Source organism: Helicobacter sp. (assembly GCF_017502485.1).
GTDB lineage: Bacteria > Campylobacterota > Campylobacteria > Campylobacterales > Helicobacteraceae > Helicobacter_B.
On sequence record NZ_JAFVUX010000011.1, the window covers coordinates 33,985 to 51,075 of the forward strand.

Below are 17,091 nucleotides of genomic sequence, written 5' to 3' on the forward strand. Positions count from 1 at the left end.
ATGATGAGCTATATCAACAAATGTCTTTTCCCAGCAGCAGGCTATGGGACACGATTTTTACCTGCGACAAAGGCTATGCCTAAAGAAATGCTCCCCATTCTCACAAAGCCACTGATACAATATGGTGTCGAAGAAGCACTAAGTGCTGGCTGCCAAACAATGGCAATCGTTACTGGGCGAGGCAAACGCAGCATAGAAGACCACTTTGATATAAGCTATGAGCTAGAGCACCAAATCAAAGGCACAGATAAAGAATTTCTACTCGATGAAGTGCGCTCGCTCATCACACAATGCACTTTCTCCTACACACGCCAAAACGAGATGAAAGGCTTGGGACACGCGATTTTGACAGGGGAGACACTCATTGGCAATGAGCCTTTTGCAGTGATTTTAGCTGATGATTTATGCGCAAATATCGGTGGAGATAGCGTGCTAGCGCAAATGGTCAAACTCTATGCCAAGCATAAATGCTCCATAGTCGCCATCGAAGAAGTGCCTATGAGCGAAGTGGATAAATATGGTGTGATTGCAGGCGAGATGATTAGCGAGAATGTCTATCGCGTCAATACAATGATAGAAAAGCCAAGTGCTAGCGAAGCTCCATCAAACCTAGCAGTCATTGGTCGCTATATTTTAACGCCTGATATTTTTGATATTTTGCGCGTAACGCCTCCGGGCAAAAAGGGTGAAATCCAAATCACCGATGCCCTAATGGAGCAAGCAAAAAATGGGCGCGTGATCGCCTACAAATTCCAAGGTAAGCGGTATGACTGTGGCAGTATTGATGGTTTTGTAGAAGCGACAAATGCATTTTTTGTAACAAAAAGCGGTAAATAATGTATAACCAGGGCTTTTATACGGTGTTTTTGCTCATCTCCTTTGGGTTTGGGTTTGTCGTGTTTGTATTTGGATTTTTTATGCAAAGCTTGTTTGACAAAAAGCCAAAGCTAAAACCCTTCACCCTAAAAGACTTCCGCAAACTTATCCCCAAAGCCAAAAGCCAAGACCAAGCTCACGATCTAATCGAGCAGTTTGTTAAGAAATTTGGGCTGTTTGCGCCAAACTCTAGTGATTGCCAAGAGTGGCTTGATGTGGTAAAGGAGCTTACAAGTCTTGAGAGTATTGACACAGATAAAGCCGCTGAAATCCGCGAGCACCTAAGCGCAAAAAACCCAGCCATTAAAAAAGAAATATCTGATGTCATAGGGCTTGCCCTAAAGACAAAAAAAGACTCCGCTTCCTAGATTCCTAGTCTGCCCACCTTGCGATCGCCCTAGAATCCACATAGCATACTTAAGCTTACCAAAGTAAGCAAGGAATAGCTGATTAGATTTAGGCATTTAACATAAGTGAATGGTAAGCCAAGCTACTAGCTAGAATCTAAAGGTGTTCTTAAAGAAGTCGCTAGATTCTATCTCACTCTTCTTCTACGACTATGTAGAGATCTTTCAGCCCTTGCGCTTGGATTATATCCATCATCTGCACAAAGGAATTAAGATTACTTTGGGAGTCGCCATTGATGATGACAGAAGTGCTTGCATCATAATTCTTTATGGTTTGTTTGAGTGTTTCTAGGGTGTGGAGCTTGTCGTTTAGATAATAGCGACCTTGCTCATCAATAGCGATGGTGATAGGCTTGCTCTGCGTATTTTGCTTATTTGATCCATCGCTTACTTTGGGGACATTGACTTGGATTCTAGAGGTGTTGATAAAAGAAGCCGTTGTAAGCACGATTACTAAGAGTACAAGCATAATGTCAATAAATGGCACTAAATTCATAGAGTCTATTTTCTTCAAGCATAGTCCTTAAGGGATATAGCAAGACTAGATTCTAGCAAAATCTAGCTTGATTGTAGGTGTGAGCAGAAGTTAATGGCAAAAGACTTAAATATCGTAGTGCACCCATAAAAATGTATGACTTCGATCCGAGACATTTTTGGGTGTGCTAGATTGTGTAGTCCCTCCTTTACCATCTGCCCAGCCCACTTTATAACCAGTCTTTGTCGTATCGCTAAAGTATTCGATCTTGCCACCAATGGATAGTCTGTCATCGATTTGGTATGCAAGATTGAGCGCGACGCTATGCTCTTGGCTACGCTGTGCATCTGTCCAGCGACCAAGGAGCTGCCACCATAGCTTGTTTGCAAAGTGGGTCCCCCCGAAAAAGAGATAAGGAGTAAGCGCGTCTTTACCCACCATATCACTCACACTTCGACCAATGTCATAGGAGCTTGCTATCCAGAAGTCTATCATCCAAGGATTCCCTGTAGTCCCGATTCTAGCATTTGCGTGCCCGAAGTTTTTATACAAGCCTAACCCAAAGTTGTAATTATTGTAGTCAAGCTGCTGCTGGACTAGCAGGCTTTGGGTGTATTTGTTCATCGTAGATCCCCAACGATAGCTCCCTACAAGTCTATCATCATAAATTGGAAGCAAGATATTAGCAAAGGTGTGTGATCGGAAGCCTGCACCATCAAAACTCTTGTTTGTATCATACTCTACACGGAATGCCGGAGCTGTGTAAGTGCCGGGTGAAAAGTAGATATAAGGCGTGATATCGAGCCCTCCAAGGCTGTAAATCACTTTAAATGCGTGGATTCCGTAGTTAGCGAACTGCCCAGCACTTGTACTATAACCTTGTGGCGAGTAGAAGTCCATCAGCCATTGACCAAAGGCGAAAGCTCTCCCATAGGAGCTATACCACCAGAACTTGAGCGATTGAGAGTTACTAAGCTTAATCTTCATTGCCGCTTCAAACCCCTGTGTATAGCCACTCATATACTCAGCGCTTGAGAGATAGCGACCTCCCTTAAATTGAAAGCTAAGTACGCTTGTGTCAAAGTCACCATAATTGTAGTCAAGATAGGCATTATTGATCACATATAAACGATTTGATCTGGATTTGTTTCCGTTATACCCTGCCCAAAACCCTACATATTCATTATTCACACTATCTGGTCCTAGTGGGTAGTCCTTGCTTGTGGAGTCTAGAATCATCGACCCGCCTGTAACATTGAAGCCATATTTTAGCGATTGACTTTCCAAGTCATTAGCGAGTAGATTTCCATCAAAACCAAGGTTAGCTATGACATTGAGAAAGCTATCTGTGGGGTAGATACCTTTGTCTTCGTCAATTGTTTGGTTATTGAAGCCACCTTTGCCAAACACCTCAAGCCAGCCATTGTATTTAATATCAAATGCACTTGCGCCACTAAGTACACCAGCAACAATAGTGCTTATCGCTAGAATCTTGTTTGTACATTTTGTGGTGAAATTCTGCATAAAAATTCCTTAGTATGGTAAAGAATAGAGTATAGCTTTTTTACCTTGTATTTACCTTATATTTACTATTTTGTATGCAGAGTTGCTGGAAGTAAGACACTGGAATATAGCGCGCCACAAAGCATAGCTCGCCAAAGGTAAGATCCTAGATTTTAATGTCTTGATGTGTTTCTCGGTGGATTATCATCGTACATTTTTTCAGTTTTACTGGGTACTATTGTCGCATCATCGCCTAGCTCTTTTGGATCTGGCATTCTGCCATTATCAAGGTGGCTAAGTAATGCCTTTTTAAACGCCAAAACAGAATCTACCCTATAATACTTCCCACCACTATCCTTGCTTAAGCTTTGTAAAAACTCCACATCTTCCCCCAAAGCAAAACTATGAAACACAACTTGATTAATAGCCTGTTCAGCCATACCTCGCGTGATATTGTGATTGAGATTTTTCATCATTTTTAGCACCAAATCTGCACGAAATTTATCCGGTGGCGTGGGATTAGTTGCAAAAATATAAAGCTCCTTTACCAACGCATTATCCTTAGTGAAATGCTTCATACTCTCAATCATAGAAACATTAAGCAAGTAGAGATATTGTGGATTTAGGCTTATATTCCCGCAGGCTTTTTCAAAGCTTTTTGGCTCAAAAAATGGACCTAGTGCATTTGGATAGCGACTTTGATAGTCAGTAATAATCACCTTTGTAAAATACTTGGACTTATAGATTCTTTTGGCAATATAGGGGGCAATTTCCTTAAATGCCTTAATATAGGGGTGCAAACTAAAAGTGTTGCAATACACAAAGCCAAGCTCTTTATAAGGCTTCTCACACAAATGGATTCCAAAATCGTTATTTTGCTGAGAGAAATTAACGAGAGTAAAGCTTGTCTTTTTACACACAGAAATGATATGCAAAATCCCAGCCCCACTTGTATCAAGATTATATATAAACTGCCTATCTTCACTCAAAAAGCTTCCATCTTTTTGCAAGATTCCGCCATTTAGAATTCTATCTGCAAAGCAAATCCTTTTATTTGTGCTAGAAGATTGGATAGCCTGCTTATCTTTGGCATAAATCACGCCTTCTTGCATTTGCTGCTGCTCTCCTGTAAGCTTACAATCCATTCCATCGATAAGCGTACTAAGCTCAGCAAATACCACCTTTTCATCATAAGGGTCAAACTCTTTCATTACTCTACTCCTTTGTACTAGATCTATTGGCTTATAATCATCGCTTATCTTTAGATAATCAAAGACAACAAATACAAATAAAGTATAGCTGGATTTCGTAGAAATATGTACAAGATCTCGTGGTGAAAGATTGTCGTGCAGAGTGTACTACTAGAATCTAGCAGAGCTAGATTCTAGCCTATCTAAAATGTAGGTTTTGGCGTAGCAGTTGTGCTAGCTGGCAAAATGGGGTAGATTACCGCAGGGTATTTGCCATTAAGAGACTGGAAGAATTTTTCGATTGTTTGGGCTTCTTTGTCGTTTATGGTGATGCCTAGCTGTATAGAGCCCATCTCTTTAATTGCATCTTTAACATCCCAATACTGTCCATTGTGGAAGTAGGGGGCTGTATCTAGTACATTTCGCAAAGATGGAGCTTTGACCATACCATTAGCATCGCCTTTGAAACCACCAACTTCGGCAAATTTATAAGGCTTGACCACAGCAAAAGCCTGCATAGATCCACCTAGGTTGATATCTGTGTGGCAGGCGGTGCAACCCTTATCGATAAACATATTTAGTCCAGCTTGCTCTTCTTTACTTAATGCTTTTACATTGCCTTTTAGGAAGTCATCATAGCGACTTGGAGTGTTTAGTGTCATCTCAAAAAGCGCAATTGTATCGGCGATTAGCTTAAAGTCGATTTTAACATTATTGCCATAAGCGGCTTTGAACTCGTTGACATAAGCAGGGATTGATTGTATGCGCGCAATAATCTCTTTCGCCGTGGCTGCCATTTCTACAGGATTCTCAATAGGTCCTTGTGCTTGGTGTCCCAAGTCACCCGCGCGCCCATCCCAAAACTGCACGCTATTAAACATTGAGTTATACACACTTGGAGAATTTAGGTGGTGTGGGTTTGCTTGCCACTTATGCCCACGGGCTGCTGGCACCACATCTACGCCACCTAGCCCTAGATTGTGGCAGGTATTACAAGAAACGAGATTGGACTTTGAAAGCCTTGGGTCAAAGTAGAGCTTTTTTCCTAGCTCGACTTGAGCTGCAGTGAGCGTGGGTTTATAGGGTGCAGCGAGCTTGTACTTTTTGATCTGATCTTGCTGGTATGCAACTAGCTCTTTGCCTTGAGGCATAGGCTTTAACCCTGCGTTTTTTGCCTTTTCTATAAGCTCTTTTGGCGAGATAGATTCTACTTGATTTGCTGTGATGGTTGCTATGCTGAGTCCTAGTGTGGCAATTGTACGTGCAAGCGTGGAAAATATCATACGAATCCTTTAAAGTGAGAGTTGCGGTAAAATCGGGGCGTATTCTAGTTGAAGCAATATTAATACAAGCTTAATAAAAGATATTTTTTATCATTTACTAAAGTGAGTAAAATCTACTTGAAGAAGAATATGATAATTCCCAACCTAAACTAATCCTAATGCCAAACTAGCTAGAATCTAGCAAAGTTTCTAAGAGAGTATAAGGAGCAAAAATTGGGCTATACACATTTACATTTACATACAGAATATTCTATGCTCGATGGTGCCAATAAGCTAGAAATACTTGCCAAGCGACTTAAAAGCCTTGGTATGACAAGTGTCGCTATGACTGATCACGGCAATATGTTTGGCGCGATTGACTTTTATACAAAGATGAAAAAGCAGGGTATCTTGCCTATTATAGGGATTGAGGCATATTTACATAATGCTGATGAAATTGGGGACAAGAGCTCTAAAGCTCGCTATCACCTATGTCTTTATGCCAAAAATGAGCAAGGCTATAAGAATCTAATGAGACTCAGCTCACAATCCTTTATCCACGGGTTTTATTACTACCCTCGGATAAATAAAAAGCTCTTGCAAGAGTGTAGCGAGGGGCTTATCTGCTCATCAGCCTGCCTTGCAGGAGAGGTAAATTTCCACTTGAATCTAAGTGAGAGAAACTTAAAATACGGTGCAGGTGGCTATGAAGCAGCCAAAAAGGTGGCACTAGAGTATAAAGAAATCTTTGGCGATGACTTTTACCTAGAGCTTATGCGCCACGGAATCCCAGAACAAGAATCCATAGATTCCCATATTTTGCGCTTAAGTAAAGAATGTGAGATCAAAATCATCGCTACTAATGATGCACACTACCCTTCACGCGAAGATGCGGGATTCCAAGAGGTGGCGATGTGTATTGGTACAGGGCGCACCTTGCAGGATAAAAATCGCTTGCGCCACAGTGTGGCGGAGTTTTATATCAAAAGTGAGCAAGAGATGGCAAAGCTCTTTGCCGATGTGCCACAAGCCTTAGAAAACACTCAAGAAATCGCGCAGAAGTGTGCAGGTTTTAGCATTGATCTAAAAGATGAGAAAAACAACCCTCCAACCCCACCGACTTTCAAATTTACCAAAGAATATGCAAGTGCTGAGGGGCTAGACTTTGAAAACGATGAAGACTACTTTATCTACAAATCCAAACAAGGACTAGAAAAACGCCTACAAAATGTCCCAAAAGAGAAGCACCAAGAGTATTACAATAGGCTTGAATATGAGATGGGGATTATTGCGAAGATGAAATTCTCCGGCTATATGCTAATTGTGTGGGATTTTATCAATCAAGCTAAAAAGATGGGCATACCGGTAGGTCCGGGGCGCGGAAGTGCGGCGGGGAGTCTCGTGGCATTTTGCCTAGGGATTACAGACATTGATCCATTGCGCTATGACTTGCTCTTTGAGCGATTCTTAAACCCAGAGCGCGTGAGTATGCCTGATATTGATACAGATTTTTGCCAGCGCAGGCGCGGTGAGATTCTAAACTATATGATTGAGCGATATGGTAAATACAATGTCGCCCAAGTCATCACCTTTGGTAAAATGCTCGCAAAAGGCGTGATACGCGATGTTGCGCGCGTGCTAGATATGCCCATAAAAGAAGCCGATAGCTTTGCTAAGCTTATCCCAGAAAAGCTAGGAATCACACTTAAGGGCTATGAGAAAAATGGTGAGTTTATCGAGGGCGCGTGGGAGCTAGAACCAAAGATCCAAGAGCTAGTAGCAAGTGATATGCTAGCGGCAAAAGTGTGGGAGTTCGCTCTAAAATTAGAGGGCTTTAACCGCAACGCCGGCAAGCACGCGGCAGCTCTTGTGCTAGATAGTGAGAGAGAACTATGGCACAAAACGCCACTATATGCTGGCACTGATGGAATTATACTCACGCAGTATTCTATGAAATACCTTGAAGCAGTAGATTTGATCAAATTTGACTTCTTAGGGCTAAAGACACTCACAGTGATTGATGATGCGCTAAAAATCATTGCAGATCGCTATGGTACGCGTATAGACTTCTCGCAAATTGATGTCAATGACCCTAAAGTCTATGAGATCCTGCAAAGCGGGGATACAATGGGGATTTTCCAAGTGGAATCTGGTATGTTCCAGCGACTTAATCGCCGACTAAAGCCTACCAACTTTGAAGACATTATCGCAATCATTGCTCTTGGTCGCCCCGGACCCATGGAATCTGGTATGGTAGATGACTTTATCAAACGCAAGCACAGTTTAGAGCCCATCACTTATATGTTTGATGAGCTAGAACCGATTTTGAAACACACTTATGGGACAATTGTGTATCAAGAGCAAATTATGCAAATCGTGCAAGTTATCGGTGGATTCTCCCTTGGCGAAGCAGATTTGATACGGCGCGCTATGGGGAAAAAAGATGAGCAAATTATGGCAGATAATAAGCAAAAGTTTATCCAAGGAGCGCAGAGCAACGGCTTTGATATGCAAAAGGCTAGCGATTTGTGGGAGCTTATTGTCAAATTTGCTGGCTATGGGTTTAATAAGTCGCATTCTGCGGCGTATGCGATGATTACATTTGAGACGGCGTATCTTAAGACCTATTATGAACACGAGTTTATGGCAGCTCTTCTTACAAGCGAATCTAATAAAATCGATAAAATCGCGGAGTATGTAGAGGAGGCGAAACGATGTGGTATGGAGACACTGCCCCCTCATGTCAATCTATCAGATCAGTTTTTTAGCGTTGCTGATTGGCATAGTGGAGAAAAAAAGATCGTTTTTGGACTGGGGGCAATCCGAGGTGCTGGGGAAGATGCTATGGGCAGTATCATTGAGTGTAGGAAAAGTGGGGGAGAGTTTAAGGATTTGGAAGATTTTATTTCTAGGGTGGATTTTTCTAAGATTACCAAGCGTGTTATGGAGCCTTTGATCAAATCTGGTAGCCTTGATAATCTAGGCTACACACGCGCAACAATGCTTAAAAATATCGATGAAATTTGTGAGATTGGGCGCAATAAGCAAAAGCTCGCAGGCGAGATACATAACTCGCTCTTTGCCGACTCGCAAGATGAGCTAGCTGGAATCCGCTTTAGTTTTAGCGATATAGAGGAGTTTGATCAAAAAACCACACTTGATTATGAGTATGAGTGCTTGGGGCTTTATATCTCTGGGCATCCGCTAGAATCATATCGCAAACAAATTACAGCACTTAAGGGTGTCTCGCGTATCAGGGCACTGGATCAGCTAGAAGATGGTTCTAGCGTAATGCTTGCAGTAAAAGTTGTAGACTTGGAAAAGCGTGTTTCCAAAAAGGGTAATATCTATGGTGTGTTAAGCGTGATTGATCTCTCTGGGAATGCCAATATTACTATATTTGAGAGTACTATTGCCAAACTTGATTGTATGGATCTAAATGAGCCCATAGTGCTTAGTGGGAAGGTGGATTCTAGAGATAGCAAGAAAGAATTTCGCGCATTTGATGCGCTCTGTCTTGAAGATGCCAAGCAGACCAAAATCCGACTAAAATACCAAAAAGAAAAGGATGGTCAAGAAGAATCAGGTGAGATAATCCCTATCCACATTGATCCAAAGAGTCTAGGCTCTGGCTGCGCGCTAGGGATCGTACTAGACAGAGAAACTGATGTGGCGCACTTAGAGCGTATCTCACAGTGCGCTAAGAAACATAGCGGTGAGCAAGAGCTACATATCATCATCAAAGAAGCAGGCAGGAATTATGTCTTTGTGAGTGATCTTAAGGTGAGTAGCTCGATCACACAAGAGCTTGACGAGTTTGCTTGGGAAACGCGCAAAACCGCGAGAGAGCTACAAGGCTAAATATCTAAAAAGGAGTAGTTATGGCTTGTGTTTTACAAATAGGGGCTGGTGGTGTAGGTGGTGTAGTAGCACATAAAATGGCGAGCAATCGCGGGAGCTTTTCACGCATTATCCTAGCTTCTCGCACACTTAGTAAATGTCAAGCAATAGCAGATTCTATCCGCCAAAAAGGCTTAGGTGAGATTGAGATAGATTCTGTGGATGCCGATAGTGTGGAATCTGTGGTGGCTTTGATTGAAAAATATCGCCCAAAATTAGTGGTGAATGTCGCGCTGCCCTATCAAGATTTGAGCATTATGGAGGCCTGTCTTCGCACAAAAACACATTATTTAGACACGGCAAATTATGAGCATCCAGATTCTGCACACTTTGAGTATAAGGAGCAGTGGGCGTATGATACACGCTATAAACAAGCAGGAATCTTCGCGTTGCTTGGCAGTGGGTTTGACCCCGGAGTTACAAATGTGTTTTGTGCTTACGCACAAAAGCATTATTTTGATGAGATACACAGCATTGATATTTTAGATTGTAATGCGGGGGACCACGGCTATGCGTTTGCGACAAACTTTAATCCAGAGATTAATCTAAGAGAAGTGAGTTCAAAGGCGAGATATTGGGTTAAAGATATTGATTCTAAAAAAGTGGATTCTAGTCATTGCGAGACTTCTGTAAGAAGTCGTGGCAATCCACAAGATACAGAATCTAAACCTTTAGTCTCTAACACAGACTTGGAGTTAAACCCGGACCTAAAGCAAGACACCATTTATCGCAAGTTTGAGCGAGAAGAGAAGCATTTTACACTAGATTCTAATACGCAGGATTTAAAAGTAGAATCTTACTTTAACGGGCAGTGGCGAGACATTGCCCCCTTAGCTTTGATGAAAGAGTGGGACTACCCAGAAGTTGGCGTGAAAAATAGCTATTTACTCTACCACGAAGAGCTAGAATCGCTTATCCGCAATATCAAAGGCTTACGAAAAATCCGCTTTTTTATGACCTTTGGCGAGAGCTATCTTACACATATGAAATGTTTGGAGAATATCGGCTTTTTACGCATTGATGAAGTGACACATAAGGGCAGTAAAATCGTGCCTATTGAAGTGCTAAAGACGCTTCTGCCAGACCCAGCAAGTCTTGCTTCTCGCACGAAGGGGCAAACGCATATTGGCTGCTATATGAAGGGTGTGAAAGACGGCAAAGAACGCACAATTTATATCTATAATATTTGCGACCACGAGACTTGCCATAAAGAAGTCAATGCGCAAGGTGTGAGCTATACCACAGGTGTGCCGGCAATGATTGGAGCAAAACTTATATGCGAAGATAAATGGGGGCTAAATTGTGCAAAAATTGTGAGCGGAGCGGATAATAGCGATATGCCAAAAGGTGGGGAAATGCAAGGAGTAGATTCTAGTAGTGGTAGTGGCGTGTGGAATATGGAGCAAAACGACCCTGATTGCTTTATGGCGGAGCTAAACAAACAAGGGCTTCCTTATGTAGTGCTGGAGTTAGATTCTAATGGCAAAACAAAAGTGCTAGAGGATGGAAGAAAATAGAGATTTGCAAAAAAATAAAGATGTATCAAATCCATAAGCGATAAGCGGTATAAGGGAAAATCAATGTTCTACACGATAATAACAAAAGCTAGGGATAAATGGCTAGAAACAACAGATAATGCCACGCTAACAAGCCTTTTAAGCTATATCAAAAGTCAAGGTGGATTGAGAGATGCACAAGTTGAAGCTATCAAAACCTATCTTTATTTAAAAATAGAATGTAAAAATAAGCCTTTAAGCACGCTTTTTTGCGAGGGCAAATTTAATACCCTAGATTTAAACTCCCTGCCACTTAGCACATATTTAAGAGAATTTTTAATCAACAATCCCGCTGCCCTTAGCCTTTATGAATACGCACATAGCCTGCAAGCACACAAGATTCTAAAAACTATGGAGTCTCATTTTGCTGCCCTAGATTATGAAAAAATTTTTAGCGATTTATTCTATCACACAAGCTATACAGACTATCTCTTTTCACTGCCTATGGGAGCTGGAAAGACTTATTTAATGATGTGTTTTATCTATTTAGATCTCTATTTTTCACTACTTGATTCTCCAAACACCACTTTTGCACATAACTTTCTTATCCTAGCACCAAGTGGATTAAAAAGCTCTATACTTCCAAGCCTTAAAAATATAGAAAAGTTTAATATCCATTGGCTTATCCCAAGCCCCTATGCGGAGGAGATTAAAGGGCAGATCAAATTTGAAATTTTAGATGAAAATAAAAGCGCGAAAAAAAGCAACCGCATTCACAATCCCAATGTCGCAAAACTTGCAAATTATGAAAATCCATTTGGCTTAGTTATCCTTACAAATGCGGAAAAAGTGATTTTAGATAAGATTGATAAGGAATCTAGCTTTGCAGATTTAGAGGGCAAAGTAGAGGGTGTGAAAAAAGAGGAATGGTGCGTAGCAAATGAGTTGCGAGAAAAAATCGCGGATATTCCACATTTAAGCATTTTTGTAGATGAGGTGCATCACGCTGCAAGTGAAGATATAAAGCTAAGAAAAGTTATCTCACAATGGAATAAAAGGGGCAATCTCAATTCTGTTATGGGCTTTTCAGGCACGCCTTATTTAAAAAGCACAGAGAAAGTAAATATTGGTGATTCTAAACTAGAGCATAAAGAAATAGCAAATATTGTGTATTACTATCCCCTTATTCAAGGGATAAATAACTTTCTTAAAACCCCTGTTGTAAAAAGTGTCAATGATACAAATCGCTTAAACATAGTAGAAAGTGGCATAAGAGAGTTTTTAAGCGGTGATTATAATAATGCACTTGGTAGCAAAATCGCTATTTATTGTAGCACTATAGAAACTTTAGAAGAACAGATTTATCCCAAAGTTTGTGAGATTATAAAAGATTATAATCTAAGCACAGAATCTATACTTAAATTCCACAAAGGTAATAAAACCTACAAAGAGCCACAAAACGCGCAAATAGAGTTTGATAATCTAGATTCTAAACACTCACACATTAAGATTATTTTGCTCGTGCAGATTGGCAAGGAAGGCTGGGATTGCAAATCACTAAGTGGTGTAATACTCGCACAAGAAGGGGATTGCCCACAAAATATGGTTTTGCAGACCTCCTGCCGTGCTTTAAGACAGGTAGAAAAGGGTAAAAATGAAAAAGCCCTTATCTATCTTAACGCCTTTAATGAAAAGAAGTTAGCTGATCAGTTAAAGCAAGAGCAGCAAATGAGTATCAAAGACTTTGAAAATGGGAGCAATACTACAAAAATCACGCTAAATCGCTATGATAGAACAAAGCAAATCCAGCCTTTAGCATTTGATTTTTATCAGCTTAAACTTAAATTTGAAACCCTGCATACGACACAGGCAAATCCTGCTAAAAGCTTAGATTCTATCCTGCAAGATTTACAGTCACAAGAAAAAAGGATTATAAAAGAAAAAGAGATTATAGAGACGACAACAGATTTCACACAAGATACACACACAACAAAAATCATAGAATCTCACGCCACACAAAGAGCTAATTTTAACTTTTGGCTTTATGGATTGATAAAGCAAGGTTTTTCTATGCTAAGTATACACGACCTAGCCCCATATACCAAGTGGCTTCAAAGTATTTTTACCCACATCACAAAAGATGGATTTTTCAACCCAAGCTTCGAAATAAAGGCTATCAATCAAGCCATTAGACTAGCCTTTGCCCCTAAACGAAGTCTAGATTCTAAACAAGAGCTAATCCCACAAAATGTCCAGCTTCTAATCACGCAGAATTTAACAGAGCAAATCCATATAGATGAAAAAGATGAAGAAAATTTTATCCCCAATCAAGCAAAAGTAGAGCGGATTCTACAAGAAGATAGGGGAGAGCTAAGCTTAAGCCCACAAGAAAAACAAGCCCTAGAAATCTTAAAAGAAACGCAGGGCAATGAAGAAGCCATCAAAGCCCTAGAATCTAAAGTTACAAAAACTCCCCATAAAGATAAGTCCTACCACTATCTACCCTATCGCACTGATAGTGGGTATGAAAGAGAGATTTATGAAAAGATTCTAAGCCTTGATATTTTTACACATTTAGATTTAGAAGCCTACTATAATGGCGACTCACATTTAAGCGATTTTAAAATCCAAGTGATAAAAGATTCTAAGCATATAGGCATATACACGCCAGATTTCATCATCTTACAAAGACAGGATAAGAAAATCCATAAAATCCTAATTATAGAAGGCAAGGGCGCACATTTACAAGAGAGTTTTAAGGATAAAAAAGCCTTTATGCAGGATTTTATCAAGGAAAATAATCAAAAATTTGGCTATGAGAAATTTGACTATCTCTATTTACAAGATGATATACATAAAGGCGATGAGCTTAGAGCCACACTCATCAAGCATTGCAAAAAGTTTTTTACTAAAGATTCTAAGGAGAAATATAAAGAGAAATAATGGCTAAGCTCAAAAACACACAAAAGGAAAATAAATGAGAATCAAATATGTCCCCTATGAAAAGCCCCCTATACGCGGTCAAGCCATTTTAGATAACTTCACACGCACACTCAAATACTCAGGCAATGACGCAGTCAATATCCGCTTAAATCGCGGTATGCCCCTGTATGAAATGCAAAAGCTAGAATCTGTGCGTAATACTAATGAAGTTGTAGATTCTAAAAATATGCTTATCAAAGGTGAATGCTTAAGTGCCTGTGCATATCTCAAAGAGCAGGACATAAAAGTGGATTTAGTCTATATTGACCCGCCTTTTGCAAGTGGAGCAGACTACGCAAAGAAGGTGTATCTAAGACAGAATGCAAATGCAGATAAAGCACAATCTAGCATAGAAGTAGAAATGCCCCAAGAGTTTAAAAGCTTTGAGGAAAAAATGTATGGCGATATATGGAATAAGGAAGATTATCTCAACTGGATGTATGAAAATCTAAAAGCTATTAAAGAAGTGATGAGTGAAAATGCAAGTATTTATGTGCATTTAGATTGGCATATCGGGCATTATGTAAAAATTTTGCTAGATGAGATTTTTGGAGAGTGGAATTTTAGGAATGAGATTGTGTGGTTTTATGGTGGAACTTCAAATTCACAAACTCAATTTGTTAGAAAGCACGATTGTATTTATTCTTATTCAAAAAGTGAAAGTTATATATTTAATTTTGATGAAGTTAGAATACCCTATGAAGATGAAAAGAAGTTTAAAAAGGATGAAAATGGTAAATGGTTTATGAAATGGGACAGCACACGAGATTATTACCCTAAACAAGTTTTTAAAAATGATGAGTGGATTATTTTGGGTAAGGGGCAATATGATGTATGGACAGATATACCTTCTTTTTCAACTTCACACGGAGAGGAGTATAGAGCTTGGGACTACGCCACACAAAAACCCGAAGCCTTGCTAGAGCGGATTATTAAGGCGAGTTCTAATGAATCTATGATTGTGGCAGACTTTTTTGGCGGCAGTGGAGTGAGTGCAGCAGTGGCACACAAGCTAGGACGCTACTTTATCCATTGCGATGTGGGGCTAAACTCTATTCAAACAACACGCGATAGGCTAAAAGAGCTGAATGCAGAATTTGATATTTTAGAAGTTAAAGATGGCATAGAGCTTTTTAGAAATCCCGTGCAGACAATGGAGAAACTCCCGCGTTTAATCACAGGCTTTCAGTATCTTAAATATTTAGATGAAAGCCTAGATTCTACTTATTTTCAAGGCTATATTGCCACTGCTAAAGAGGTTATCCCCTGTCATCTTCCTAACTTGCTAGATTCTAATCATAAAGTGCTTGATGTGCCTTATTTCAAAGAGATTTTACACTTTGGTGTAGGGAATCTAGAAGCACACACAAGGGGGATAAAAAAACTTAGAATCTATTATGTAGATATAGAAAATGAAAAAGAGCTTAGAGAAATGGCAGATGAGTATGAATATTTTAGGGGTGAGATTGAGTTTGTGCCTTTGAGTGAAGCTCTTGTAGAAGTGGTGGATAATGACTATGTGGAATATAGTATAGAGACAAGCAAGCAGGGCTTTAAAGTGGCAATCACAAAGTTTTTAAGCGACAGAGTGTGGCAAAAAATTGATGCCTATAATCAAAAGCGTGAGATTCAAGCAAAAAAGAAAAATAAAGAGTTTATACCAATCCTTTTAAGTGAAAATGGCTTAGAATGTATAGAGTATCTTAGCCTTGATTGTGAGAATGCAAGTGGAGTGTGGCATAGCAGCAGTGAGATTAAAATCAATAAAAACTCCCTTGTGATTAAAAATGGCGTGAAAACTAAGGATTTATGGAATGGCTATATAGAAAGCACAAAAAAGCCCCTGCGTCTTAAAGTGCGTAATATCTGCGGCGATGAGAGTGTGATAGATTTGCACTAAATTATTTAAGGAGCAAAAATGAGTAAAACAATTAACTTTGGTTTTATACAATTAAGTCAGTGCATAGATGGTTGAAAATACATTGAAATCTCTTAGATATGAGACGACAAATGGGAGAAAATAATATGGAGATTATGTTTATAGCTCTTGTGATTATTGTTGCTATTTTTGTGTTTTATAAACCGCGCCGAGAGCGATCAAAGCTTCGAAACTATATGAGCAATACCTATCGAAATAAACAAAAGGGCGATGAATATGAATTGCAGATTGGTAGATTATACCAACAACAAGGCTATAAAGTGTATTTTAAAGGCATCAATGAAGGCAAGCGCGATAATGGTGTTGATTTGATTGCCTATAAAGGTAATGAAGTGGCACTGATTCAGTGCAAGAATTGGGAAAATACACAAGTAAAACAAGAGCATTTAAGAATATTTTTAGGAGATTGCACCGCGTATTTGGAGAAGAATCGAAAGATTTTTGCTAAAAAGAATGTCAGTCGTGTATTTGTAACAAGCTGTAAAAACATAGATTATGGCGTGAAAAAATTTTTAGAAGAAAATAGTGTGGGATACAGAGTTATCCCCTATGATAAAGTAAGCTTACATTAAAAACTGCAAAGTACAAGAATGATATTTACATAAGACTGATTTAAACGATCTTTTACAAATCAAAATATGCCAAATGAGTGATTATAGTGTCGATTGCTTCATATCAAGGATTGCTCAAAATATGTCCAATAGAAATTACTAGAGATAATTGGGAGATATTTTTAGATTGTCTAATTCTTTTTATGTTTGTAGATTTCTTGCATTTGCTCTTTTGCAATAGTGCATTCTTTCAGTTCTAGCAATTTTCACCTACCTAATAATTAAACTATAGTTGGTCAATGTTGCACCAAGGAGTGAAAATGAAAGCTTCTGCAGGGCAATTATGGTTCTCTAATATTAACCAATAGATTTGGTGCGCGCGTGCTAGAGTTATAGAAAAATTACACTCCCTAAAAATTTCATTTTAGGCTTAATCTTAATTACCTTAATGCTTTTTGATAATGGAGCTTGGAGACTAAAACACAAGGCAACAAGCACAGCAAGCTCTGA

11 protein-coding genes are annotated in these 17,091 nt (G+C 39.6%); 7 read left to right on the forward strand and 4 right to left on the reverse strand.

From position 1 onward, the window contains the following. Entirely contained in the window at positions 1–837 is an 837-nt protein-coding gene (gene galU / locus IKB69_RS02415; protein ID WP_290945733.1) for a UTP--glucose-1-phosphate uridylyltransferase GalU, read from the forward strand. Beyond that, the gene (locus IKB69_RS02420; protein ID WP_290945735.1) at positions 837–1,244 is read left to right on the forward strand and encodes a hypothetical protein; all 408 of its coding nucleotides are present in this window, start codon (positions 837–839) and stop codon (positions 1,242–1,244) included. The genes galU and IKB69_RS02420 overlap by 1 nt, the downstream gene beginning before the upstream one ends. A 172-nt stretch (positions 1,245–1,416) precedes the next feature. Here the strand turns inward: IKB69_RS02420 and IKB69_RS02425 are convergent, their stop codons facing one another. The 4 genes from IKB69_RS02425 to IKB69_RS02440 all read right to left on the reverse strand — a co-directional run bounded on the left by IKB69_RS02425 (position 1,417) and on the right by IKB69_RS02440 (position 5,602). After that, positions 1,417–1,797 carry a biopolymer transporter ExbD gene (locus tag IKB69_RS02425; RefSeq protein ID WP_290945737.1) on the reverse strand — a complete coding sequence of 127 codons (381 nt, stop codon included), beginning with the start codon at positions 1,795–1,797 and terminating at the stop codon, positions 1,417–1,419. Between the two features lie 87 nt (positions 1,798–1,884). After that, positions 1,885–3,282 carry an outer membrane family protein gene (locus IKB69_RS02430; protein ID WP_290945739.1) on the reverse strand — a complete coding sequence of 466 codons (1,398 nt, stop codon included), beginning with the start codon at positions 3,280–3,282 and terminating at the stop codon, positions 1,885–1,887. Between the two features lie 152 nt (positions 3,283–3,434). After that, complete coding sequence (locus IKB69_RS02435) at positions 3,435–4,472, reverse strand: hypothetical protein (RefSeq protein WP_290945741.1); 1,038 nt, start codon at positions 4,470–4,472, stop codon at positions 3,435–3,437. 182 nt (positions 4,473–4,654) lie between these two features. After that, positions 4,655–5,602 (reverse strand): cytochrome-c peroxidase, encoded by a 948-nt coding sequence (locus tag IKB69_RS02440; protein WP_290945858.1) that lies wholly within the window; start codon positions 5,600–5,602, stop codon positions 4,655–4,657. Between the two features lie 345 nt (positions 5,603–5,947). Here IKB69_RS02440 and dnaE point away from each other — a divergent pair, with 345 nt between their 5' ends. From dnaE to IKB69_RS02465, 5 genes are all read left to right on the forward strand, one after another. Continuing rightward, on the forward strand, positions 5,948–9,574 hold the full coding sequence (dnaE, locus tag IKB69_RS02445) for a DNA polymerase III subunit alpha (RefSeq protein ID WP_290945743.1): 3,627 nt from the start codon (positions 5,948–5,950) through the stop codon (positions 9,572–9,574). Positions 9,575–9,594: 20 nt separating this feature from the next. After that, positions 9,595–11,130, forward strand: coding sequence for a saccharopine dehydrogenase family protein (locus tag IKB69_RS02450; RefSeq protein WP_290945745.1), 1,536 nt, complete (start codon positions 9,595–9,597; stop codon positions 11,128–11,130). Between the two features lie 63 nt (positions 11,131–11,193). Further along, a complete protein-coding gene (locus tag IKB69_RS02455; RefSeq protein ID WP_290945747.1) occupies positions 11,194–14,052 on the forward strand; it encodes a DEAD/DEAH box helicase family protein in 2,859 nt (952 codons plus the stop codon). Between the two features lie 34 nt (positions 14,053–14,086). After that, the gene (locus IKB69_RS02460; RefSeq protein ID WP_290945749.1) at positions 14,087–15,991 is read left to right on the forward strand and encodes a site-specific DNA-methyltransferase; all 1,905 of its coding nucleotides are present in this window, start codon (positions 14,087–14,089) and stop codon (positions 15,989–15,991) included. Positions 15,992–16,101: 110 nt separating this feature from the next. After that, positions 16,102–16,602 (forward strand): restriction endonuclease, encoded by a 501-nt coding sequence (locus tag IKB69_RS02465; protein ID WP_290945751.1) that lies wholly within the window; start codon positions 16,102–16,104, stop codon positions 16,600–16,602. The last annotated feature ends 489 nt before the right edge of the window (positions 16,603–17,091 follow it).